23 protein-coding genes and 1 tRNA gene are annotated in these 23,160 nt (G+C 69.9%); 12 read left to right on the forward strand and 12 right to left on the reverse strand.

The genetic code is table 11. From position 1 onward, the window contains the following. Positions 1-107 precede the first annotated feature (107 nt). Positions 108-998, reverse strand: coding sequence for an aminoglycoside adenylyltransferase domain-containing protein (locus tag LY12_RS16010; protein WP_253857581.1), 891 nt, complete (start codon positions 996-998; stop codon positions 108-110). Between the two features lie 207 nt (positions 999-1,205). Here LY12_RS16010 and LY12_RS16015 point away from each other — a divergent pair, with 207 nt between their 5' ends. Together LY12_RS16015 and LY12_RS16020 are read left to right on the forward strand one after the other, a co-directional pair. After that, entirely contained in the window at positions 1,206-1,784 is a 579-nt protein-coding gene (locus LY12_RS16015; RefSeq protein ID WP_253857583.1) for a DUF2020 domain-containing protein, read from the forward strand. Positions 1,785-2,014: 230 nt separating this feature from the next. After that, the gene (locus LY12_RS16020) at positions 2,015-2,461 is read left to right on the forward strand and encodes a DUF6918 family protein (RefSeq protein ID WP_253857586.1); all 447 of its coding nucleotides are present in this window, start codon (positions 2,015-2,017) and stop codon (positions 2,459-2,461) included. A 153-nt stretch (positions 2,462-2,614) separates the two neighbouring features. Here LY12_RS16020 and LY12_RS16025 read toward each other — a convergent pair whose 3' ends face one another. After that, the gene (locus tag LY12_RS16025; protein ID WP_253857587.1) at positions 2,615-3,157 is read right to left on the reverse strand and encodes a hypothetical protein; all 543 of its coding nucleotides are present in this window, start codon (positions 3,155-3,157) and stop codon (positions 2,615-2,617) included. An 89-nt stretch (positions 3,158-3,246) separates the two neighbouring features. Between LY12_RS16025 and LY12_RS16030 the strand changes: the two genes are divergently transcribed. Continuing rightward, positions 3,247-3,804, forward strand: coding sequence for a peptidylprolyl isomerase (locus LY12_RS16030; RefSeq protein ID WP_183647358.1), 558 nt, complete (start codon positions 3,247-3,249; stop codon positions 3,802-3,804). A 19-nt stretch (positions 3,805-3,823) separates the two neighbouring features. Continuing rightward, a complete protein-coding gene (locus LY12_RS16035; protein WP_253857589.1) occupies positions 3,824-4,777 on the forward strand; it encodes a rhomboid family intramembrane serine protease in 954 nt (317 codons plus the stop codon). Positions 4,778-4,855: 78 nt separating this feature from the next. Here the strand turns inward: LY12_RS16035 and LY12_RS16040 are convergent, their stop codons facing one another. Further along, positions 4,856-5,320 carry a PH domain-containing protein gene (locus LY12_RS16040; RefSeq protein ID WP_253857591.1) on the reverse strand — a complete coding sequence of 155 codons (465 nt, stop codon included), beginning with the start codon at positions 5,318-5,320 and terminating at the stop codon, positions 4,856-4,858. Positions 5,321-5,442: 122 nt separating this feature from the next. After that, positions 5,443-5,709: a cell division protein CrgA gene (gene crgA, locus LY12_RS16045; RefSeq protein WP_183780859.1), complete on the reverse strand. Its 267-nt coding sequence runs from the start codon at positions 5,707-5,709 to the stop codon at positions 5,443-5,445. Between the two features lie 198 nt (positions 5,710-5,907). Between crgA and LY12_RS16050 the strand changes: the two genes are divergently transcribed. The 3 genes from LY12_RS16050 to LY12_RS16060 all read left to right on the forward strand — a co-directional run bounded on the left by LY12_RS16050 (position 5,908) and on the right by LY12_RS16060 (position 7,712). Continuing rightward, positions 5,908-6,822: a class E sortase gene (locus LY12_RS16050; RefSeq protein WP_253857593.1), complete on the forward strand. Its 915-nt coding sequence runs from the start codon at positions 5,908-5,910 to the stop codon at positions 6,820-6,822. A 1-nt stretch (position 6,823) separates the two neighbouring features. After that, positions 6,824-6,979, forward strand: coding sequence for a hypothetical protein (locus LY12_RS16055; protein WP_253857595.1), 156 nt, complete (start codon positions 6,824-6,826; stop codon positions 6,977-6,979). 94 nt (positions 6,980-7,073) lie between these two features. Continuing rightward, on the forward strand, positions 7,074-7,712 hold the full coding sequence (locus tag LY12_RS16060; protein ID WP_253857597.1) for an aminodeoxychorismate/anthranilate synthase component II: 639 nt from the start codon (positions 7,074-7,076) through the stop codon (positions 7,710-7,712). A gap of 217 nt (positions 7,713-7,929) precedes the next feature. Here the strand turns inward: LY12_RS16060 and pknB are convergent, their stop codons facing one another. The 7 genes from pknB to LY12_RS16095 all read right to left on the reverse strand — a co-directional run bounded on the left by pknB (position 7,930) and on the right by LY12_RS16095 (position 18,081). Then, positions 7,930-9,948 (reverse strand): Stk1 family PASTA domain-containing Ser/Thr kinase, encoded by a 2,019-nt coding sequence (gene pknB / locus LY12_RS16065; RefSeq protein WP_253857599.1) that lies wholly within the window; start codon positions 9,946-9,948, stop codon positions 7,930-7,932. Continuing rightward, positions 9,945-11,348: a serine/threonine-protein kinase gene (locus tag LY12_RS16070; protein ID WP_253857601.1), complete on the reverse strand. Its 1,404-nt coding sequence runs from the start codon at positions 11,346-11,348 to the stop codon at positions 9,945-9,947. The genes pknB and LY12_RS16070 overlap by 4 nt, the downstream gene beginning before the upstream one ends. After that, positions 11,349-12,818, reverse strand: a complete 1,470-nt coding sequence (locus tag LY12_RS16075; protein ID WP_253857603.1) for a peptidoglycan D,D-transpeptidase FtsI family protein — start codon at positions 12,816-12,818, stop codon at positions 11,349-11,351. Next, positions 12,815-14,668 carry an FtsW/RodA/SpoVE family cell cycle protein gene (locus LY12_RS16080; protein ID WP_253857604.1) on the reverse strand — a complete coding sequence of 618 codons (1,854 nt, stop codon included), beginning with the start codon at positions 14,666-14,668 and terminating at the stop codon, positions 12,815-12,817. The genes LY12_RS16075 and LY12_RS16080 overlap by 4 nt, the downstream gene beginning before the upstream one ends. After that, positions 14,668-16,137, reverse strand: coding sequence for a PP2C family protein-serine/threonine phosphatase (locus LY12_RS16085; protein ID WP_253857605.1), 1,470 nt, complete (start codon positions 16,135-16,137; stop codon positions 14,668-14,670). The genes LY12_RS16080 and LY12_RS16085 overlap by 1 nt, the downstream gene beginning before the upstream one ends. Further along, positions 16,134-16,613 carry an FHA domain-containing protein FhaB/FipA gene (locus LY12_RS16090; RefSeq protein WP_253857606.1) on the reverse strand — a complete coding sequence of 160 codons (480 nt, stop codon included), beginning with the start codon at positions 16,611-16,613 and terminating at the stop codon, positions 16,134-16,136. The genes LY12_RS16085 and LY12_RS16090 overlap by 4 nt, the downstream gene beginning before the upstream one ends. A gap of 160 nt (positions 16,614-16,773) precedes the next feature. Further along, complete coding sequence (locus tag LY12_RS16095; protein WP_253857607.1) at positions 16,774-18,081, reverse strand: FhaA domain-containing protein; 1,308 nt, start codon at positions 18,079-18,081, stop codon at positions 16,774-16,776. A gap of 134 nt (positions 18,082-18,215) precedes the next feature. On the opposite strand from LY12_RS16095, the gene LY12_RS16100 reads away from it, so the two are divergent. Beyond that, positions 18,216-18,298 (forward strand) — tRNA-Leu (locus tag LY12_RS16100). 205 nt (positions 18,299-18,503) lie between these two features. Here LY12_RS16100 and LY12_RS16105 read toward each other — a convergent pair. Then, the gene (locus LY12_RS16105; RefSeq protein WP_253857608.1) at positions 18,504-18,641 is read right to left on the reverse strand and encodes a hypothetical protein; all 138 of its coding nucleotides are present in this window, start codon (positions 18,639-18,641) and stop codon (positions 18,504-18,506) included. 54 nt (positions 18,642-18,695) lie between these two features. On the opposite strand from LY12_RS16105, the gene LY12_RS16110 reads away from it, so the two are divergent. The 4 genes from LY12_RS16110 (at position 18,696) to LY12_RS16125 (ending at position 23,143) form a co-directional block, all read left to right on the forward strand. Beyond that, positions 18,696-19,745 (forward strand): trans-sulfuration enzyme family protein, encoded by a 1,050-nt coding sequence (locus tag LY12_RS16110; RefSeq protein WP_372493533.1) that lies wholly within the window; start codon positions 18,696-18,698, stop codon positions 19,743-19,745. Positions 19,746-19,824: 79 nt separating this feature from the next. Next, complete coding sequence (locus LY12_RS16115; protein ID WP_253857611.1) at positions 19,825-21,357, forward strand: ABC transporter substrate-binding protein; 1,533 nt, start codon at positions 19,825-19,827, stop codon at positions 21,355-21,357. Continuing rightward, positions 21,354-22,334, forward strand: coding sequence for an ABC transporter permease (locus tag LY12_RS16120; protein WP_253857613.1), 981 nt, complete (start codon positions 21,354-21,356; stop codon positions 22,332-22,334). Before LY12_RS16115 ends, LY12_RS16120 begins: the two co-directional genes overlap by 4 nt. Then, a complete protein-coding gene (locus LY12_RS16125; RefSeq protein WP_253857615.1) occupies positions 22,334-23,143 on the forward strand; it encodes an ABC transporter permease in 810 nt (269 codons plus the stop codon). Before LY12_RS16120 ends, LY12_RS16125 begins: the two co-directional genes overlap by 1 nt. The last annotated feature ends 17 nt before the right edge of the window (positions 23,144-23,160 follow it).

Here is a 23,160-nt window from a genome sequence, read left to right on the forward strand (position 1 = left end):
CCATTTCTCACGCTACCGTCCGCCCGCGACAGTTTCCGCCTCTCGAGTCCGCGGTGGGCTACGTCAGACGGCCCACTCGAGCTGCACAGCTCGCCGGCCGGTGGCCGTCACGTGTCCTGCGGAGTGCCGGACGCCGCCCGCGCCGCGGCGGCCATGTGCTCCACACAGCCGTGTACCCGGGCGAGTACCGGGGCGGGCCACACCTCCTCGGCGTACTCACTGCCGAGGTACAGCTCCCGCGCGTGCTCGATGACGGCGCGGTACTCCTCGGGCAGCCGCTGTGCCGCCCACGCCGCGGCCTCGTCCTTGGGCAGGATCTCGCCCGTTTCGATCGTCACCCACACACGCGCCACCGTGAGCACCACGTTCCGGGTATCGGTGTCGACACCGGACAGCGCCTCGTCGAGGCCCGCCAGGCTCGCGCGGACGACGTCGGCGTGTGGGAGCGGCGCCAGCACCTCGGCCGGCGGCGGTCCCGCCAGCGTCCGGTTGCCGGCCAGCGCCGACACCATCGCCAACACCAGGTCCGGCATCGGCTCCGGCCGCGGCACGTAACCCGCCTCGTACCGGTCCCTGAGCCACTCGCCGTAGAGGTAGTCGACCACCGGCGGAAACCGCCGCGACGCGGCGTCCGCCGTCTCCGCACCACCCCGCGTCACGTCGCCGTCCTCCGCGCCGGACCGCGACGCACCGTCCGGATCTGGGGTATCGCCTGCGACGTCGCCGCGGACCGCCACCATCAGCTCCACGGGCCGCAACCCGCCGCCGATCCCGGACATCCCGAGCAGCCCACGCGTCAACTCCCGCCGCCGGTCGTCGTCGAGCCCGCGCCGCGTCACCGCGAGCACGTCGAGATCGCTCGCGGGCCGCAGCCCACCCAGCACCGCCGACCCGTGCAGGTAGCAGCCGATGACGTCGTCGCCGATCACGCCGTCGAGCAGCTCGGCCACCCGCAGCGCGAGTCCCTCGTCCGCCGTCGGCCGGCCCCTGTCAGTCATGTCGCCTACCTCCCGGTGTGCGCCCGCCGTGCCCGGAAACCCGGTGCGGATGTCACGTCGTCCGCCGACCGCACCACACCGCTCCCGGCGCCGTGTTTCCGCCCCAGCGCCAGCGTGCCCGGCCGGACGGGAACCGGCCATCCGTGCCGGCCGACACGTTCGGGTCCGGCCGCCCACGCGCCCGGCCTTCTGGTTGACTCGGTGGCCATGCGACGACCTCCCGCGTTCGGTACTCGTGCCGTCCTGGCAGGCCTCGCAGCCGCGACGGTCACCCTCGCCGGCTGCGACATCCCGGAACCCGGCGGCGACGGCGGCGGCAGTACCGCCACGGGACAGCCGACCCGCACTGTCACTCGCACCCAGCCCGCACCGCAACTGCCGCCCGAACCGCAGCCGGCGGGAGCCGTCGACGCCTGCCCCTACCTGCCCACCGCCGACGCGGAACGGGCCAACGGGCAGGGCGTGAGCGAAGTCCGCATCTCGACCGACGAGCCGCATCCGACGTGCTTCTTCTACCGGCCCGACGGCGAGGTCCAGCTGACCACGCAGGTGTTCACCGGCGACCCCGACGTCGCCACGGGTATCGTCGACCGGGCCGCACCCATCGACACGTCGAACCCCACCGAGCAGCCGCCCGGCTGGAGCGGCGGCTACCTGTCCGGAGACGAGGGCGCCGTCTACGCCGTGGCGAAACAGGGCACGGCCGTCGTCGTCACCACCAACCAGGCACAGAGCATCAAGGCCAGGACCGTCGCCACCGACGTCATCGCCACGCTCGGCCTGTGACCACGTCCCGCGACCGGCGACGACGTCGATTCCTCGCACAGAGTGACCGGTTGACGACGCAGAACGGGCCACGACGTGAGTACGGCTACACCGGTGTACTAGGGTTGCGCCACACGTGCAGACCACTCAGCGTTGATCAAGAATCGCCGCTTCCCCTTTTCAGGTGACGATCGACCGTCCGGTGCTGCACGGGTCCCCCTCCGAATTTCGAAGTGACAAAGGAAGATCTCGTGGCTGACACCCTCAAGGAAGCTCTGCTCGACTCGACCCGTCGTCCGGACGTCGTCACCGACCTGACCACGCTCATCGACCAGGAGGTCGACGACAAGAGCGGCGTGTCCGGCACGGTCATCAAGACCGGCTACGGCGCAGTCAAGAAGATCAAGCCGGGCATCATCGGTTCCGCTGTGGACAGCCTGCTGGACGACTTCGTCGCGGCCCTCGAGCCGATCTTCGCGGACTTCAAGGCGAACGGCGGCGGCGACTTCGGCGCCTACCTGCCCACGCGCAGCGACGAGGCCTCCGACGCGCTGCTGTCGGTCACCGACGCCCGCGCCGAGAAGTCCTCGCGCGACTCCATCAAGAAGGTCTACGAGAAGCTGCGCCCGAAGGGCAAGGAGAACGTGGTGGAGGCGCTGCCGCGACTCGGCGCGCTCATCCAGAAGCACGCGGGCTGACCACCCGGATTCCACACGAAAGGGCTACCTTCCCGGACCGGGAAGGTAGCCCTTTCGTTGTGCTCGTCGGCGAGCTGGCCCGTCGTCGGAACCGGCACCCGCCGGCCGGCGCCGTGTTGCGCGTGGCCGGTGGTTCGGCGTCGCGACGGTGTCTCAGGCCTGCTTCGGCTGCGGCGTCGCGCTCGGCTGGCCGTTGCTGCCTGCCACGCCGCCCGTCTCCGGGTTGTCCGTGCTCTGCGGCGGGGCAGGCGCCACCGGGGTCTCCGGCTTCGGCCGCAGCGCGTACGCGACACCGGCGATCACGGCGATGGCCAGCAGAATCGGAAGCTTCTTGCGCTTCTTCTTCTCGCCGGTCTCCGCGCCACCGGATGCAGCGCCCTTGGCCTCCTTCATCGCCACCTTGAAGTCCTTCTTGGCGGCCTTGAAGTCCTTCTTGGCGCGACGCTTCGACTCGCCCGCAGCCTTCGCGGCCTTCACGGCGGCCTTCTTGGCCTTGCGGGTCGGCTCGGTCAGCCCGTCACGGCGCTCGTCGGCGACCTGCTTGGCCTTCTTCGCGCTCTTGGAGACCTCTTTGCTGGCCTTCTTGGCCTGCGCGGCCAGCTTCTTCTGGGCACGGCGCGAGGACTTCACGACCTCGTCGGTGCCATCGGTCAGCCGGTCCTTCACGGACTCACCCGCCTCCGCGGTTCGAGTCATCGCCTCCACCTCGTTATTCGTTGGTTGTCTGCGTGTCACACTACCCGCCATCCTGCCCCTTACCGCCGGATTATGCCCGGGATGGCACGATGATTCGTGTGACTGAGAGCAACGAGAGCGTGGTCGGTACCAAGTTCAAGGCCACTCTGCACACCAACCGTGGCGACATCGCCATCAACCTCTTCCCTGATCACGCCCCGAAGACGGTCGCGAACTTCGTCGGTCTCGCCGAGGGCACGAAGGAGTACACGCAGCCGAACGCGAAGGGCGAGAAGAGCGGGCCGTTCTACGACGGCGCCATCTTCCACCGCGTGATCGAGGGCTTCATGCTGCAGGGCGGTGACCCGACGGGCACCGGCCGCGGCGGCCCCGGGTACAAGTTCGACGACGAGTTCCACCCGGAGCTCCAGTTCAACCGGCCGTACCTGCTGGCCATGGCCAACGCCGGACCGGGCACCAACGGCAGCCAGTTCTTCATCACGGTCGCGCCCACGCCGCACCTGAACTTCAAGCACACGATCTTCGGCGAGGTCGCCGACGACTCGTCGCGCGCCGTCGTCGACGAGATCGGCCGCGTCGCCACCGGCCCGGCCGACAAGCCGCTCGAGGACATCGTCATCGAGTCGGTCGAGATCGAACGCTCCTGATCTCTCACCGGCACGTGCAGTGACTCAGCCTCCGTATCCGCCCGACCACGAACCGGCCAGGGCCGACGGCGGTGCCCGGCCCGGTTGCTGGTGGCATCCGGGCAAGCCGACGGGTCTGAGCTGTGTGCGCTGTGGCCGTCCGGCCTGTCCGGACTGCCTGCGTGAGGCGTCCGTCGGCTACCAGTGCATCGACTGTGTCGAAGCCGCACGTGCCCAGCAGCGCCGACCACAGCCGCTACGCCCCGGCGACCGCACGGTCGCCGGGGCGCGCGTGTCGTCGAAGAACGTCGTCACGCCGCTGCTGATCGCGGTCAACGTGCTGTTCTACGTCGTCACCGCCGCCCAGGCGGGCGACCCGATGAACAACCAGAACTCGGCGCTGCTCGAGGACGGTTCGCTGTGGCCGCTGGCCATCCACCTCCAGGGCGAGTGGCTACGGCTGGGCGTCTCGGGATTCCTGCACTACGGCCTGCTCCACCTCGCGATGAACATGCTCGCGCTGTGGATCCTCGGCAAGGACCTCGAGCTGCTGCTCGGCAAGGTCCGGTTCCTCGCGCTGTACCTCGTGTCGCTGCTCGGCGGGTCGACCGCCGTGTTCCTGCTGGGCGATCTGAACACCGGAACTGCGGGCGCGTCCGGCGCCGTGTACGGCCTCATGGGTGCCCTGCTCGTCGCGGTCCTGCGGCTGAAACTCAACCCCGGCGGCGCGATCGGCATCATCGCGATCAACCTCGTGCTGACCGTGACCATCCCCGGCATCTCGCTGCTCGGTCACCTCGGCGGCCTGGTCGCGGGTGCGCTCGTGATGGTGGCGATGCTGTACGGCCCGCAGAAGGACCGCACCGCCTACCAGGCCACGGTCGTGGCGCTCCTCGTCGCAGCGTGCGTCGGCCTGATCATCTACCGCGATTCGACGATCGCGTCCGACATCTGCCGCGGCTACCCTGCGCTCTGCACCGGAGCGACCGTCTGACCAGCGTCCTCGCCGCCGAGCGGGGCATCCACTGCCGAGTCGCCCCGGTGTCGGGGCGGTGAGCTCGCAGGCGCCGGTTCAGTCGCCCGTCGCCCGGTCCGAGCCAGGACCGGCGTGACGAGCCTGCAGGGCGGTGAGGTCGTCGTGGACGTCGCGCGGGTCGGCGCCCAGTTCGAGCCAGCCCAGCACGACGAGTCCCGAGTGCACGCCCTCGTCGCCGTCGGCCCCGGAGACCGCGGTGTGCGGCGCAGCGGCGACGGGTTCGATCTCGAGCGCTGCGGCGTCGCGCCCCAGCCTGCGCACCGTCGTCAGCCGGATCCCGACCTCGCGCCAGGCCAGCCGTCTGGTGCCGCCGAGACTGCGGATCCGCACGCCCGCGGCGTCGGCCGCCAACCGGGGACGTACGAACGTGCCGTACGCGGCCGCCGATGCCATCGCCACCGCACCGAGACCGAACAGCAGCATGCCCGGCCGGTCGGCCGACCCGGACGCGGCGAACGCGCCGACGGCCGCACCCGCGGCGAGCACCCAGCCGATCGCCACCAGCCCAGGATGTGTCGACCAACTGAGAGTGGAGTTATCCACAGGGGCATCCACAGTGGGGATCAATCACACCGGTGTAATCCGATGTGCTGCGCCGGTACCGAGCCGATCCGCCGATCGGCTCAACGCCACTTCATCGTCATGAGCAGGCCACTGATCATCAGCGCGAACCCGATCGCGAAGTTCCAGTTGCCCAGCTCCAACATGAAGGGGATCTTGTCGCCCGCGAGGTAGTTGACGACCAGCCAGGCCAGTCCCAGCAGCATCAACCCGAACATGACGATCTTGTAAGGAAGCGGCGACGGACCGGCCGCGGCAACCTTGACCGGGGTTTTCCGGTCGGCCGGCGGGGTGTATGCCGTCTTCTTGCGGACCTTGGACTTGGGCATTGATGTCCCTCGTGCTCTGCGAATCGAAACGCGTGGCGGACTTGGGCCACCGCCACTAAGACACGTTAACGTAAGCGCCCAGACGTCCGAAGCAGTACTGAGAAGCCCGTGAGCAGCGCGCCGCACCGCGGCGCGCGACGCTGCGCGTGACGCGGAGCGCGCGACCACGGGCCGGAGTCATGGGCGAGAGGAGCCCCCTTGTCGACGTCCGACGAGGAATCCGGGACCGCGAGGGTCCCGGCAACCGGTGCGGAATCCCCCGCGGCCAGCGCCGCGGACCGGCCTCCGGTGCCGCCGCCGCGGCCCCGTGGTGGAAAGCTGCGCACCGCCGTCCGAGGCTTCGGCGAAGTGCTCATCACGCTCGGTCTCGTGCTGTTGCTGTTCGTGGTCTACGAGTTGTACGTCACGAACTGGAAGTCCGGCAGGCTTCAACGCGAGGCCAGCGCCCAGCTGGAACAGGAATGGCGCAGCGCGCCGCAGGGCGAGCGGAAACTCCACGTCGACCCGGCGGACGGCCAGGCGTTCGCCCGCATGTACATCCCCACGTTCGGTGTCGACTGGAGCTTCACCGTGCAGGAAGGTGTCGGCCCCGACGCACTGGAGGTCGGCCCAGGGCACTACAAGAACACCGCCATGCCCGGCCAGCCCGGCAACGTCGGCATCGCCGGCCACCGCGTCGGCAAAGGCGCCCCGTTCAACGACCTCGACCTGCTGAACTCGTGCGACCCCGTCGTCGTCGAAACCGGCGACAGCTTCTACGTCTACCGCGTGCTGCCCATGCGGGACGAGGTCGACGGCTGGGCCGACAGCAAGGGCGGGCAGCAACAGTGCGCCAACGTCGCCCCGCTGCAGGACAAGCAGGGCGCCTACGACGAGACGTTCGGCAGGCGCATCGTGCTGCCGGACCGCGGCGACGCCGTGGCGCCCGTGCCGTACAAGGCCCGCAACCCGCTGCCGAAGGCGTCGCAGGCTTCGCTGCTCACGCTCACCACCTGCCACCCGCAGTTCTCCGACGCCGAACGCATGATCATCCACGGGGTGCTGACGAACCAGTACAAGAAGGCCGAAGGCACCGGCTACGACGACCTGCTGGCCGCGATCGGGGAGGCGTGACATGTACGGCTGGATCTGGCGCCACCTGCCCGGCCCCGTCGCCCTGCGCGTCGTCGAGGCGCTCGTCCTCGTGGCGGCGGTCGTGGCGCTGCTGATGTTCGTCGTGTTCCCGTGGGTCGAACCGATGTTGCCGTTCAACGACGTCTCGGTGCAGTAGTCCGAACGCCCCCAGGGGCACTTTGGTGGCGCTCAATGCAACCACAGTGCCCTTGGGGGCATGTCCGCACCTGTCGGATCGGTATCCTGCGGTTATGCGTGTACTGGTCGTCGACAACTACGACAGCTTCGTCTACAACCTCGTGCAGTACCTGGCGCAGCTCGGCGCCGAGCCCGAGGTGTGGCGCAACGACGTCGTCGACCCCGACACGGTGCCGCGGTTCGACGGCGTGCTCGTCTCGCCCGGCCCCGGCACGCCGGAACGCGCCGGGCGCAGCATCGACGTGATCAACCGGTGCGCCGCCGACGGCGTGCCGATGCTCGGCGTGTGCCTCGGCCATCAGGCCCTCGGCGTCGCCTGGGGTGCGACCGTGGACCGCGCGCCCGAACTGCTGCACGGCAAGACCAGCCAGGTGCAGCACGGCGGTGCAGGAGTGCTCGCCGGACTGCCCGAACCGTTCACCGCCACGCGCTATCACTCGCTGACCGTGCTGCCCGAGACGATCCCCGACGTCTTCGAGGTCACCGGCCGCACCGAGTCCGGCGTCGTCATGGGCATGCGCCACCGGGAGTTGCCGCTCGAAGGCGTGCAGTTCCACCCCGAGTCCGTCCTCACCCAGGGCGGGCACCGCATGCTCGCCAACTGGATGGCGGCTGCGGGCCATGCCGTCGCCCCCGCGACCGTCGACAGCCTCGAACAGGCCACCCGGTCCCTGCAGCAGGCAGCCGCCTGACCGCTCACCCCGCCGGTCGGGCGGCCGCGGCGGTGCGCCACGCCGTGGTTCGTCGCTGAGAGCGCGACGCGGAAGCCCCACACGCCTGATCCCCGCACGCCTGAAGACCGCGGCACGAGAAGACCACGGCACGACAAGACCACGAGAAGCCCACGCACGAGAACGGCCGCGCCACCCGGCAGGGCGGCGCGGCCGTCACGGCTCATCGCGGGGTGGATCAGGGGTTGCCGCCACCGGGCGGGTCGAAGATCCCGCCGCCGTCGTCCTCCTCCTCACTGGATGACGACGACGATCCGCCCTCCTCGGCACCGATGTACAGGGTCACCGGCTGGCCCTTCGTGATCGCCTCACCGGGCGCCGGGCTGCTGTTGGTGACCTTGCCGATGTTCTCCTCGTCGGCGCCGGGGTCGGCGACCCGGCTCGGCTGACCGCCCTTCCAGCCCGCGTCCTTCAGCGCCTGCACAGCCTGCTGGTACGTCTTGCCGGTCAGATCCGGCATGTCCATCTGCTGGTTGGCGCCGTTGGACACGGTCAACTGGATGGTGTGACCGCGTTCGAACTCGCCCGCGTTTGGCGTCTGGCTGATCACCGTGCCCTGGGGCTGTTCGCTGTCGGTGGTCGTGCGCGACACCGTGAAGCCGAGCTCCTCGAGTCGCGACTTCGCCTCGGGGAACTTCTTGCCCTGCATGTTCTCGACGGTGATCTTCTCGGGCGCCTTGCCCAGCGTGATCTTCACGCTCGTGCCCGATTCGACCTCGTGGTGCGCGGCCGGGTTCTGCTTGATGACCGTGTCCACGGCCGACGCGTCGTCGACCTCCTCGTACGCGACGTCCTGGTCGAGCGAGAGCCCGGCGTCCTTCAGTGCCTGCTCGGCCTCGCCCTGGTCCAGGCTCTGCAGGTCCGGCACCCGCACCTGCGACGGTTTGACGCCCACCTGCATCGTCAGCTGCTCGCTGACGTCCATGCGCGTGCCCGCCGACGGCGACACCGCCAGCACCGTGCCCCGCTGGTCCGGGGTGCACGCGTTCGGGTCGCTCGGATCGGCCTGGGCCCGGCAGATGACCTCTTCCTGCTGAACGTTCGTGAAGCCTTCGTTGTTCAGCTGTTCGACCGCCACCGCGGTCTGTTGCCCCACGACGTCCGGAACGGCCCGTTCCGTCGTCGTTCTGCTGTCGAACACGCCTGCCAGCCAGGCGGCGAACGCGACGAGACCCACGCCGAGCAGCACGAGCAGCGCGATGAGCCAGCCCTTCCTACGGCGGCGTCTCCGCTCGTCCTCGTCGTCGTACGCGGGGGCGTAGTCGGCGTCGTCGTAGTCGTCGGCGGGGCCGCCCGCGGGCGCGCCCATCACCTGGGTGCGTTCCTCGTCGGACATCACCATCGGCGCGGACGGACGTTGCCCGGTGAGGGTGCGCACCAGGTCGGAGCGCATCTCGGCGGCCGATTGGTAACGGTTGTCCGCCCCCTTGGCGAGCGCCTTCAGCACGACCGCATCGAGCTCGGGCGAGACCTCCGGGTTCATCGCCGACGGCGGTTTCGGATCCTCCCGCACGTGCTGATAAGCCACCGCCACCGGCGAATCGCCCGTGAACGGCGGATCGCCCGTCACCAGTTCGTACAGCACGCAGCCCGCCGCGTAGACGTCGCTGCGGGCGTCGACCCGCTCGCCCCGCGCCTGCTCCGGCGACAGGTACTGCGCCGTGCCGATGACCGCGGCCGTCTGCGTCATCGCGGCCTGCCCGTCGTGCACGGCGCGGGCGATGCCGAAGTCCATCACCTTGACTGCACCGCCCCGCGTGATCATCACGTTGGCAGGCTTGACGTCGCGGTGCACGATGCCGTGACGGTGTGAGAAGTCCAGCGCAGCCGACACATCGGCCATGACCTCCATGGCCCGCTGCTCCGGCATCGGGCCCTCGGTCTTGACGATGTCGCGCAGTGTCCTGCCCTCGACGTACTCCATGACGATGTAGGGCAGCGGGCCGTACTCGGTGTCGGCCTCACCGGTGTCGTACACGGCGACGATCGCCGGGTGGTTCAGCGCGGCGGCGTTCTGCGCCTCGCGGCGAAACCGCTCCTGGAACTGGGGGTCGCGGGCCAGGTCGGCACGCAGGATCTTGACGGCCACCTCACGGCCGAGCCGCACGTCGTGGGCGTGGTGGACCTCGGACATGCCGCCGTACCCGAGCGTGTCGCCAAGCTCGTAGCGGTTGGAGAGCATTCTCGGTGCGCTCATTGCTCGGTGCCGTCCCACTTCGTCCACGGTGTGCCCGTCATGCCTTCTGCGTTCTCGTCCAGGGCCCCGACGGTGCCGTCGGAACCGGTTGTCGTTTCACCGGCGGTGCTCACGCCGACTGCGCCGATGACCCCGTCGCCACCGATGTCGCCCGACGCCTGCGACCAGTTACCGCCGGTCGGCGGCGGCTGGTCCCCGACCCTGCCCGGAGGCGCGTCGGAGTCCTGCCCGAGCAGCACGATCAGCAGCGCGGCGACGACGGCCACGACCAGGACTGCGGCCAACGTGAGAAGTATCCACATCCCCGCGGGCCGCTGTCGCTGGTGAGCCCCCGGCGCGCCCACGCCCGGCGGAGTCATGCCGTGGGACGTACCCCCGTGGCCCCCCATGACGCCGTTCTGTGCCGGTGAGACCGGTGACACCGGCCGCATCGTCGGGTGCGAACCCTGCCCCACCGTATTCGGCTGCGGCTGGCCACCGGCCTGTCCCGCCGGTGTGACCTGTCCTGCAGGCGTGCCTGCGACATGGCCGGCCGTGCCGTAGCCCGCGATCCCGGACGGCATCGGCAGCGGATGGCCGGCCTTCACCGCGGCGACCGCCGCGGCGAACTCGCCTCCGCTGGCATAGCGCTGGCGCGGATCCTTCACGAGTGTGGCATCGATCACGGCACGTGCCCCGGGTGGCACGTCCGGCGGCAACGGCGGCGGCACGTCGCGGATGTGCATCATCGCCACGGTCACCGCGTTGTCCGACAGGAACGGCCTGCGCCCGGCGAGGCACTCGTACCCGCACACCGCGAGCGAGTAGACGTCGCTTCCCGGTTCGGCGTCCTGCCCGAGCGCCTGTTCGGGGGCGATGTAGTGGGCGGTGCCCATCACCATGCCGTTGCGCGTCACGGGTGCCGAATCCGCGGCCTTGGCGATGCCGAAGTCCGTCAGCTTCACCGCCCCCGTGGGCGTCACCATGATGTTGCCGGGCTTGACGTCGCGGTGCACCAGCCCGCGCTCGTGCGCGGCCTGCAGCGCGTAGCCCGCCTGTTCGAGGACGTCGAGGGTGCGTTCGGCCGAGATCCGGCCCTCGCGCTGCAGGATCCCCGCGAGCGGTTCGCCCTCGACCATCTCCATGACCAGGAACGCGATCGCGGACTCGCCGGCTTCGGTCTCGCCGTAGTCGTGCACCGCCGCGATGTTCTGGTGGTTCAGCGACGCGGTCGTCTTCGCCTCCGCGCGGAACCGGTGCAGGAATTCGGCGTTGCCGGACAACTCGGCTTTGAGGATCTTCACCGCCACGGGCCGGTCCAGACGGGTGTCGCTGGCTTCCCACACCTCGCCCATGCCGCCGACGGCGATCTGGCTGGTCAGACGATAACGCTCCGCGATCAGTTGCCCGGTCGACAGCATCTAGCCACCCCCGAGCCCGGCCGAGATGGTGGCCCTGGCGATCTCGGCGGCGACCGTGCCGCCGGTGGCAGCCAGCCCGCGATTGCCGCCCGATTCGACGATCACCGCGACGGCGATCTTCGGGTCGTCGTGCGGTGCGAACGCCGTGTACCAGGCGTGCGGCGGAGTGTTCTTCGGGTCGGAGCCGTGCTCGGCCGTGCCCGTCTTCGAGGCGATCTTCAGCTCCGCGTTCTTGCCACCGCCGCCGGTGTTCTCCTCGGACTGGATCATCATCTGCGTCAGCGCCTCGGCGGATTCGGCCGACATCGCCGGGTCGCCGGTCAGCTCCTCCTTGCCGATGTCCTCGATGGTCGACAGGTCCGGAGCCAACCGCGCCTTGACGAGCTGCGGCTTCATCGCCATGCCGTCGTTGGCGACCGTCGCCGCCAGCAGCGCGTCCTGCAACGGCGTCAGCCGCACGTCACGCTGGCCGATGCCGCTCTGATACAGCGCAGCCTCGCTCTCCAGTTCGCCGAGGCTCGACGGCACGACACCCAGCGGGATCTGCAGATCGTCCTGGCCGATGCCGAAGTTCTCCGCCGTCGCGCGGAGCTTGTCGGCGCCGAGGTCGCCCGCGATCTCCGCGAACGCGGTGTTGCACGAGTACTTCAGGGCGTCCTTGAGGGTGCTGCCGGGGCAGGTGGCGCCGCCGTAGTTCTCCAGTTGCGTCGAGGTGTTCGGCAGCGTGACCTCGGAGTCCGGGGTGACACTCGCGTCCGGTTCCATGCCGTTCTCGAGCGCGGCGGCCGTCGTGACGATCTTGAACGTCGACCCGGGCGGATACGTTTCCCGCACGGCCCGGTTCAGCATCGGATTGCCCTCGGCCTCCGAGTACTGCTTCCACGCCTGCTGCTGCTCGTCACCGTCGTGCGAAGCCAGCCGGTTCGGGTCGTACGACGGTGTCGACACCATGCCGAGGATGTCGCCGTTCTTCGGATTCATGGCCACGACCGAACCCGTGTAGCCGTTCTCGGTCATCGCCTCGTAAGCCGCCTGCTGCACCGCAGGCTGGATCGTCAGCCGCACGTTGCCGCCGCGCGGATCGCGACCGGTGACCATGTCCGACAGCCTGCGCACGAACAGCCGCGGGTCGGAACCGTTGAGGAACGCGTCCTCGGCGTTCTCCAGACCGCCCGCGCCGTACATGATCGAGTAGTAGCCGGTCACGGGCGCATACATCGGGCCGTTGCGGTAGGTACGCAGGAAGTTGAAGTTGTCGTTCGACGGCTTGACGCCCGCGAGCACCTGGCCCGCCTCGTTGGAGACGATCTTGCCGCGTTCCCGGGAGTACTCCTCGTACAGCACCCGCGAGTTGCGCGAGTCGGACGCGTAGTCGTCACCGCGGACCACCTGGACGTACGTCGTGTTGGCCAGCAGCAGTGTCAGCATCGCCAGCATGACCATGCCGACCTTGCGCAGGGGAGTGTTCACGTCGCGTCATCCCCTTTCGCCCGGTGCGGTTCGTCGTCGGTGCTCTCTTCGGTCGGCCAGGCCGGTTCACCGGCCGGTGCCGGCCGCTCCGCCTGCTGCCCGCCGGCCGGCCGCTGCTCGGCGGCCTGCGGGGGTGCCTGCCCCTTGCCGGGTTCGGGGCGGGAGGCCCGGTGCGGCGCCGGTTGCGGGGTGGGCGGCACCGGGGTCTGGCCCTGGGGCGGGGTCGCCGGCTGCTGGCCCTGCCCGGGCGCCGGTTGCTGTGCCTGCGGTTGCTGTGCCTGCGGTTGCTGTGCCGGAGCCTGGGACCCCGGTGGTTGCTGCCCCGGCGCCTGCTGCTCGGCCGAGGCTGGCACCGCCGGGCCTCCTCCTGCGGGCGGCTGCGGCGGGCGCTGCACCATCACGGTGTGCGCCTCGGCGATCGGCGCCAGCTGCTTCTGCGGCGCCTCACCACTCGGCTTCTGCTGCTGTGGCCTGCGGGCCGTGTCGGAGATCCGCAGCAGCAGCGCCACGAGAATGTAGTTCGCCAGCAGCGACGATCCGCCCGCGGACAGGAACGGTGTCGTCACACCCGTCATCGGGATGAGCTTCGTGACCCCGCCGACGATGACGAACACCTGCATGACGATCGCGAACGAAAGGCCACCGCCCAGCAGCTTGCCGAACGTGTCGCGGACGGCCAGCGCACTGCGCATGCCGCGCATCGCCAGCAGCAGGTACACCAGCAGTACCGCGGCCAGGCCGACGAAGCCGATCTCCTCACCGATCGCGGCCGTGATGAAGTCGGTGTGCGCCGCCGGCACCATCTCCGGTCTGCCCGCGCCCAGCCCGGTGCCGAACACGCCGCCGGTGCCGAGCCCGAACAGGCCCTGCGCGATCTGATAGCCGCCGCCGGGGTCGTCGTAGGTCGCCAGCGGGTCGATCCAGTTGGTGACACGCTGCTGCACGTGGGTGAACAACTGGTAGGCGATGAACGCGCCCACGAGGAACATACTCAGGCCGACGACGACCCAGATCGCACGCTCGGTGGCGACGTACAACATCATCAGCGTGATGCCGAAGAACAGCAGCGCCGTGCCGAGGTCTCGTTGGAACACGAGGATGCCGAGGCACACGACCGCGGCGATGATGATCGGGCCCAGATCCCGCGCACGCGGCAGCTCGACGCCGAGGATCCGTTTGCCCGCGGTCATGAACAGATCTCGCTTCGCGACGAGGAACGACGCGAAGAAGATCATCAGCAGGATCTTGGCGAACTCGCCCGGCTGGATCGAGAACCCCGGCAACCGAATCCACACCTTCGCGCCGTTGACCTCCGACAACGACGCGGGAAGCATCGCGGGCAGCGCCAGCAGGACCAGCCCGCCCAAACCCGCCGTGTAGGCGTAGCTGGTGAGTGTGCGGTGGTCCCTGATCATGCGCAGCACCGCGAGGAACAGCGCCAACGCCACGACCGTGAACAGCACCTGCCGCGGCGCGCTGCCCGCGAACTCCTGGCCCAGCGAACGCGCACGTTCGGCCTCGGCCAGGTCGAGCCGGTAGATCGTCACCAGGCCGAGGCCGTTGAGCAACGCCACGCACGGCAGGATCAGCGGATCCGCGTACGGCGCCCAGAACCGCACCGCCACGTGCGCCGCGCTGAAGATCGCCAGGTAAGCGCCGCCGTACCAGAGGATCGACCACGACAGCGACTGCTCCTGGTTGATCTGCACAAGGACGAACGCCGTCGTGACGATGACCGCTGCGAACGCCAGCAGCATCAGCTCCGTGCCGCGGCGTTTCGGCAGCTCACGTGGTGGGTTCGTGGTGTACTGCCGCCCGACCGCGCTCTCGTTGCCTGCGGCTGCGGCCATCAGTTACCGCCCGAGCCGGGCGCCGGACGGCAGTCCACCCCCGGCTGCTGGTCCTGTCCCGCCTGAGTGGTGGCTTCGCCGGAAGCCGAGTCGTCCTGGTTCTGCCGGTCCTGCCCGGAGCCGCCCGAGTCGCCGGTGCCGCCGTTGTCGCCGCCGTCGTTCTGCTGGCGCTCGCCGTCACCGATGCCGCCGATGATGCCGCCGCCCTGCGGCTGCTCCTGCTCGTCGTCGCAGATCTCCAGCATGTTGTTGCGGCGCAGGGTGTCGATGTACTCGCGTGCCGAGGCCAGGTCTTCGCGCTTGACCGAGTTCGACACCGCCGACTGCGCGTCCTGCTGCAGATCCTGCAGCCGCAGCGGCTCGCACAGTGTCGACGACGGGGGACAGGATCCTTCCGCTTCCTCGTGCAGGTCCAGACCGAGCACACTGCCCGGAACGCCCTGGTAGATGACGACCTCGTCGTTCGAGCCGACACCCACGTAGTACTGGCTCATCACGAAGTACCGCGTCGTGATCGCCGCCGCCGCGAGCAGCACGACCGCGAGCCCGATGCCGACCAGCAGCCGGACGCGTTTGCGCCGCTTCGCCTTCGGATCCTCCGGCGGCGGGCCCGTTTCGGCCTGCTGCGCCTGCGACGTCTGCTGCTGCGGCGCCGTGAGCGCCCGTGCGCGTGCCGCGGGGGAGTCGCCCTGCGGACCCTCGTCGGTGCCGTCACCGGCGGCGCCGCCCACGATCGGGGCGTTCTCGCCGTAGTCGACGTCCACCACGTCCGCGATGATCACCGTGACGTTGTCCGTACCGCCGCCCTTGAGCGCCAGCTCGATCATCCGGTCCGCGCACTCCTGCGGATCCGGGATCTGCATCGCCTCGGCGAGCGTCTCGTTGCTGACCATGCCGGAGAGCCCGTCCGAACAGAACAGGTACCGGTCGCCCGCCCGAGCCTCACGCACCGTCAGGCTCGGCTCGACCTCGCTGCCCGTCAGCGCCTTGAGCAGGAGCGAACGCTGCGGATGCGTCGCCGCCTCCTCCTCGGTGATCCGACCCTGCTCGATCAGCTCGTTGACGAAGCTGTCGTCGCGCGTGATCTGCGAGAACTGCCCACCACGCAGCAGATACGCCCGCGAATCGCCGACGTGGACCATGCCGAGCTTCGACCCCGAGAACAGCGCAGCCGTGAGCGTCGTGCCCATGCCGTCGAGTTCGGGGTCGTTCGACACCAGCTCCGCGATGGCCTGGTTGCCCTGGACGGTGGCGTCCCGGAGCTGACTGACGAGGTCGTCGCCGGGCTCGTCGTCGTCGAGCGGCGCCAACGACGCGATGACGACCTTGCTGGCCACCTCACCGGCGGCGTGGCCGCCCATACCGTCGGCCAGCGCCAACAGGCGGGGGCCGGCATATACCGAGTCCTGGTTGTTGGATCGCACCAGGCCGCGGTCACTGCGTGCCGCGTAGCGAAGGACGAGAGTCATGGGCGAAGCTCGATCACCGTCTTGCCGATCCGGATGGGGACGCCGAGCGGGACTCGGAGGGGTGCAGTGACCTTAGCCCGGTCGAGGTAGGTGCCGTTCGTCGAGCCCAGGTCTTCCACGTACCACTCGTCTCCGCGTAGGGAGATCCGAGCGTGGCGCGTCGACGCGTAGTCGTCGTCGAGCACCAGCGTGGAGTCGTCGGCACGGCCGATCAGGATCGGCTTGCCGTCGAGTGCGATGCGCGTGCCGGACAGCGCGCCCTGCGTGACGACGAGCTGCCGCGGCATCTTCCCGCCACCGCGTCCGCCCGCGCGTGGACGCTTCTTGTCCTTGCCGCGGCGCAGACTGGGGATGTTCACCCGCAGGCCGGACGCCGCGTAGAGGTCCGAACGCACCACGCGCAGCGCGGCGAACACGAACAGCCACAGCAGGAGCAGAAACCCTGCTCTGGTGAGTTGTACGACCAGCTCCGGCACCTGTTGTGTCAGCTCCCGCCTTTTCGCGCTCGCCCCACGGCGAACACGCCGCAGGCCCCCACATGGCCGCCATTATGCGTGACCAGCACGCGGCGCCCATGCGGGATTGCCGAAAAACCCGGGTTCCGCTGCCGCAGCCCCGGCCGAAACCCGGATTCGTTCAGCCCTGGGTCCGGAACACCAGCGACGAGTGACCGACGCGGATCACGTCACCGTCGGCCAGCTGCCAGGTCTGGACCGGGGTTCCGTTCACCGTCGAGCCGTTCGTCGAGCCGATGTCGGCGAGTGTGGCGCTCTGGCCGTCCCACGTGATCTCGAGGTGGCGGCGCGAGACACCCGTGTCCGGGAGCCGGAAGTCGGCGTCCTGACCGCGGCCCACGACGTTGCTGCCCTGCTTGAGGGAGTAGTTCCGGTTGGAACCGTCGTCCAGCTGCAGCGACGCCGTCAGCGGCCGCGGCGGGGCGCCGGCGGGAGCGCCGGGCGCTCCGGGTGCACCGAAGCCGGGTTGCCCGTAGGGGTCCTGCGCCGGCTGGCCGTACGGGTCCGACTGCGGGGGCGGAGCCTGCGCCGGGTAGCCGCCGGGAGGGCTCGGCGGAGCGGCGTAGCCCTGGTCGTAACCACCGGGAGGCTGGCCGTACGGGTCCTGCGGGGGCTGGCCGTAACCGCCCGGCTGGCCGTAACCGGGGTCGTAGGCGCCGGGCTGCCCGTAACCCGGCTGGCCGTAGGGGTCCTGGGGCGGCTGGCCGTAGCCCTGGTCGTAACCGGGCTGGCCGTACCCGGGGTCGTAGCCGGGCTGGCCGTAACCCTGGGCATACGGGTCCTGCCCGTACTGGTCGTAGCCGGGCTGGCCGTAACCCTGGTCGTAGCCCGGCTGGCCGTACTGGTCGTAACCGGGCTGGCCGTAACCCTGGGCATACGGGTCCTGGCCGTACTGGTCGTAGCCGGGCTGTCCCTGTCCGTATCCGTACTGGCCCTGGCCGTACGGATCACCCTGGTCGTACTGGCCGTAGCCGCCGGGCTGGCTCATTGCTCGGTCTCCTGCGTCGCTGGTTCGTGCCGGCCGTGCTTGACCGTCGCCATCAAATGCTGCTGTGACGTCGGGATCAACGGTCGAGCGGGTCTTGAACTGTCCAGTATGCAGCGCTTCGTTGCGCTCTAGCGAAACTACGACGTCACCATAGGTGTCCCAACCGTGTTCGGACAGATGCTGCGAGACGGCGTCCGCCAGCAATCCGGTGACCCGCTGCTCATCGCCCGCCATCCGATCGTGATCTGCAGCACCCAAGGACACGATGTAGTGGTTCGGAGCGAGCTTCCGCCCGCCCGCGAGCTCACGAACGTTGTCCTCACTCTCGCGCTCCAGACTGTGCGCCACTTCCTCCGTGACGACGTTGCCGCCGAACATCCGGGCGAAGGTGTTGCCCACCAGACTCTCGAGGCGCCGGTCAAAACGCTGAACACGACCCAATCCGGACAACCTCCTCCCTGGTGAACGCCCCTCTGGTATCGATCGTATCTGGGTTTGGCGCCCATGACACCGGGGCCGGTGAAAGCCCCCGAAACGGCCTGCTAGGCTATGGGAGCTGCCGCAGACAGGCACTCGCGCGAGTGGCGGAATGGCAGACGCGCACGGTTCAGGTCCGTGTGTCCGAAAGGACGTGTGGGTTCAACTCCCACCTCGCGCACGTAAGCCGAAACGCCCCTTGCTCACGCAAGGGGCGTTTCGCTTTGTCAGCTTCCGTTGATGCTTTGTGGGGCCAAGCCCACACCCCTGCCGGGGGCACGCCCCGGACCCCCACGCGGCGCTGTTCGGCGCATGTCCTGCGCTCAGCACCGCGTGTCCTGCATTCGGGACCGTGTGTCCTGCATTCGGGACGCCGTGTTGTGCATTCAGGGGTGCGTGTTGCGGGTTCCGGGGCTGGTGTTGCGGGTTCCGGGGCTGGTGTTGCGGGTTCCGGAGTTGGCGTTGGTGGTCAGCGGCGGGCGACGGCGCTCGCGGCTGGTCGGGAAGTCGGCGATACGCGGCATCGCGTTGATCTCGTCGGCGGGACGCGCATGGTGGGCCCGGCTACGGTTGGGCGCGTGAACGAATCGTGGTCCGCGCGCACCCGCGCCATCCTCGCCGGCCGCCCCGACGCCGGTGACGGCAATCCCGCCAACGTCCCGCTCGTCCCGGCCAGTGCGCTCGGCCTCGACTACTCCCGCGAGGTCGGCACCCCCACGTGGGCGGCCTTCGAAGAGGCCGTCGGCGCCCTCGAAGGCGGCACCGCGACGGCGTACGCCTCCGGCATGGCCACCGTCACCGCCGTGCTCGACCTGCTTCCGGCCGGGGCGACGATCGCCGTGCCCGTCTACAGCTACGCAGGCACCCGCGGCGCGCTGGACCACGCCCAGCAGCAGGGCAAACTGACCGTCCGCCGCCTCGAGCCCACCGACACCGACGCCTGGATCGCGGCGGCAGCAGAGGCCGACGTGCTGTGGCTCGAATCGCCGACCAACCCGACGCTCGACGTCATGGACCTCGACGCGATCCTCACGGCCGCGAGATCGAGCGACCGCGCACCGTTGACGGTGGTCGACAACACGTTCGCCACCCCGCTCGGGCAGCAGCCCCTCGGAAAGGGCGCCGACGTGGTGGTGCACAGCGTCACCAAGTTCATCGGCGGGCACAGCGATCTGCTCCTCGGCGTGGCAGTGACGGCCCGTGACGACTTGTCGACATCGCTGCGCGACGCGCGCACGCGCACGGGCGCCACACCCGGCACGTTCGAGGCGTGGCTGGCACTGCGCGGGCTGCGCACACTCGGGGTGCGGCTGGCCGAGGCGTCGAAGACCGCGTCGCTGCTGGCCGAACGGCTCGCCGCGCATCCGGCCGTCGCGCGGGTGCGGTACCCGGGAACGGGTGCGATGGTGTCGTTCGACCTCGCCGACGGCGACGCGGCCGAACGCCTCTGCGCGAACCTGAAGCTCATCCACAACGCCACCAGTCTCGGCGGGGTCGAGAGCACCATCGAACGACGCGCTCACCTGCCGGGCGACGCGCATGTCCCCGACGGTCTGCTGCGGCTGAGCGTGGGCCTCGAAGACCCCGACGACCTGTGGGGCGATGTGTCGGCCGGGCTCGGCGGCTGAGCTGCTTGACCGCCGATCGGCGTGGTGTCAAGGTCGCCTGCTGATCGGGAGCTCCGAGGTGGCCGGGAGGCGGTGACGGATGGCGACACGGCGGTCGGCGCTCTCGGCGTTGGTGTCGGCCACGGTGTTGGCCGCGCCGCTCGCGCTGGCCGGTTGCACCGCCGGTTCGACGGCGATGGTGGGTGCGGGCCCTTCGACGCTTGCCGTGGGCCTCACCGCCGAGCCGCAGAACTTCGACTTCACCACCACCGACGGCGCCGCGATCCCGCAGGCGCTGCTCTACAACGTCTACGAGACGCTGGTGAAGGTCGACTCCGACGGCGAGATCACGGCCGGGCTCGCCGAATCGTGGGACGTCAGCGACGACCGCACGGTCTACGACTTCCACCTGCGCGAGGCGACGTTCAGCAACGGCGAACCGTTCACCGCATCGGATGTGAAATTCTCCATCGAACGGGTGCAGCAGGACTGGACGATCTCGCTCAAATCGGGCATGGACGTCGTCGAACGTGTCGAGGTCGTCGGCGACCACCACGCGCGCGTGGTGCTGCGCAGGCCCAGCAACTCGTGGCTGCGCGCCATGACCACCCGCATCGGTGCGATGTTCGACCCGGCCGGGGTGGCCGACCTCGCGAACGACCCCGTCGGAACCGGGCCGTACGACGTGGCGAGCAGGCGCCGCGGCGACTCGGTCGTGCTCACCCGCAATGCCGAGTACAGCACCCCGGAGAACCCGCGGCCCCGGCCCGGGTACCGCACGGTCGTCCTCAAGTACTACGCCGACGCGACCGCGCTGAACAACGCGCTGCTCTCCGGCGGCATCGACGTGATCTCCGGGGTGACCGCGCCCGATTCGGTGCCGCAGTTCGAGGCGGACAACCGGTTCCGGGTGCTGCAGGGCACGACGAACGGCGAGGTCGTACTCGCCTACAACAACCGCCGCGCACCGCTCGACGACGTGCGCGTCCGCAAGGCGCTGACGTACGCCATCGACCGGAAGGCACTGCTCGAAGCCGCGTGGGGCGGTCGCGGGAAGCTGATCGGCAGCATGGTCCCGCCCACCGATCCGTGGTTCGAGGACCTCTCCGGTGCATACCCGTACGACCCGGACCGGGCCCGCAGGTTGCTGCGCGAGGCGGGACACGAGTCGTTGCGGCTGGACCTGCGCGTCGCCAACCTGCCGTACGCCGTGTCGTCGGCGCAGGTCATCGCCTCGCACCTGAAGAAGGTCGGCGTGACGGTCGACATCGAACCGCTCGACTTCCCCGCGGTGTGGCTGCAGCAGGTGTTCACCGACGCCGACTACGACATGTCGATCGTGCAGCACGTCGAACCGCAGGACATCACGACGTTCGGTGACCCCGGGTTCTACTGGGGCTACGACAGCGACCGGGTGCAGCGCCTGCTCACCGAGGCCGACACCGCGCCGCCACGGGAGTACATCGCCGACATGCGCAAGGTCGCCAGGACGTTGTCCGACGCCGCCGCCGCCAACTGGCTGTTCCTCTTCCCGAACATCGTCGTCGCGAAGAAGGAGGTCCGCGGGTTGCACGCCAATCAGGTGAGCGAGTCGTTCGACCTCACGGGGCTGCGACGGCAGGGGACGTCATGACGGCGGCCGAACGCGTCGCGGGCGGCGGGAGCCCGGCGGTGGCGATCGCTCGCAGGTTCGGGATCCTCGTGGTGAGTGTGGCGGTCGCGTCGGTCGTGGTGTTCGCGTTCATGGCCGTGCTGCCGGGTGACCCTGCGCAGGTCGCGCTCGGGGTGAACGCGACACCGGAGCTGGTCGAGCGGACGAGGCAGGAGTTCGGCCTCGACCGGCCACTGGTCGCGCAGTACCTCGACTGGGTGGGCGGTGTGCTGACCGGCGATTTCGGCACGTCGTACGTCACGAAGGAGGCGATCGGGCCGCAGCTGCTCGACCGACTGGGCGTGACGCTGTGGCTGGTCGGCGCGGGAATGCTGGTCGCGCTGCTGATCGCCGTGCCGACGGGGATCGTCGCCGCGGTGCGGCACCGCAGGCCGAGCGGCGTGGTCGTGTCGGCGGCGTCGCAGGTCGGCGTGGCGGTGCCCGCGTTCCTCGCGGCCATCATCCTGGTGCAGGTGTTCGCGGTGCAGCTCGGCTGGCTGCCGTCGGGCGGGTGGACCCCGCCCGCCTACGACGCGGGCGCGTGGCTGCGCGGGCTGATCCTGCCCGCGGTGTCGCTGGGCCTGGTGCAGGGGGCGGTGCTGACGCGGTACGTGCGCTCCGCGGTGCTCGACGTGCAGCGCGAGGACTTCCTGCGTACCGCACGGGCGAAGGGATTGCGGCCGTATCCGGCGCTGGTGCGGCACGGATTGCGCAACGCGGCGGTGCCGGTCGTGACGGTACTGGGGGTGCAGCTGGCGACGTTGCTCGTCGGGGCCGTGGTGATCGAGCGGGTGTTCGTGCTGCCGGGGCTGGGCAGCATGTTGCTCGACTCCGTCGCGGCGCGGGATCTGCTGGCGGTGCAGGGCATCGTGCTGGTGCTAGTGGTGGGCGTGCTGCTGGTGAACTTCCTGGTCGACGTGCTGTACACGGTCCTCGACCCGCGGTTGCGGAGGTCGTGATGCGCGGAAACCTCGTCGTCGGCGCAGCGCTCGTCGGACTGGTCGTGGTGACGGCGCTCGTCTCGCTGCTGTGGACGCCGCTCGACCCGCAGGCCGTCGACGCGAGCGTGCGGCTGCTCGGGCCGACGCCGGAGCACCTGCTCGGCACCGACAAGTTCGGCCGCGACGTCTTCAGCCAGCTCATGGTCGGCGCGCAGACGACGCTGTACGTCGGGATCATCGCCGTCGGACTGGCCGCGGCGGTCGGGGTTCCGCTGGGAGTGCTGGCCGCGATGGGGCCCCGGTGGCTCGGGGAACTGGTCATGCGCACCAGCGACCTGGTGCTGGCGTTCCCCGCCCTGCTGCTGGCGATCATGCTCGCGGCGGTCTACGGGGCGAGCACGCTGACGGCGATGATCGCGATCGGTGTGGCGACGGTGCCGGCGTTCGCACGTGTCGCGCGGGCGGGCACGCTGCAGGTGCTCTCGCGGGAGTACACGCTCGCCGCGCGTGCGGGCGGGCGTTCACGGTGGTGGATCGCGTGGCGGCACGTGTTGCCGAACATCTCGGGCATGGTCGTGGTGCAGGCATCGGTGTCGTTCGCGATGGCGGTACTCGCCGAGGCCGCGTTGTCGTTCCTCGGGTTCGGCACCGCCCCGCCGACGCCGTCGTGGGGGCGCATGTTGCAGGAATCGCAGGAACTGCTGGCCGTCGACGCGCGGCTGGCGCTCGTTCCCGGCCTGGCGATCGCGGCCGTGGTGCTGGGCTTCAACCTGCTCGGCGACGGCCTGCGCGACCGGTTCGACCCACGCCTGGAGGCCCGCCGATGAGCGAACGCGCCCGCCCC

The sequence above is a fragment of the Prauserella alba genome (assembly GCF_024171735.1).
Lineage (GTDB): Bacteria > Actinomycetota > Actinomycetes > Mycobacteriales > Pseudonocardiaceae > Prauserella > Prauserella alba.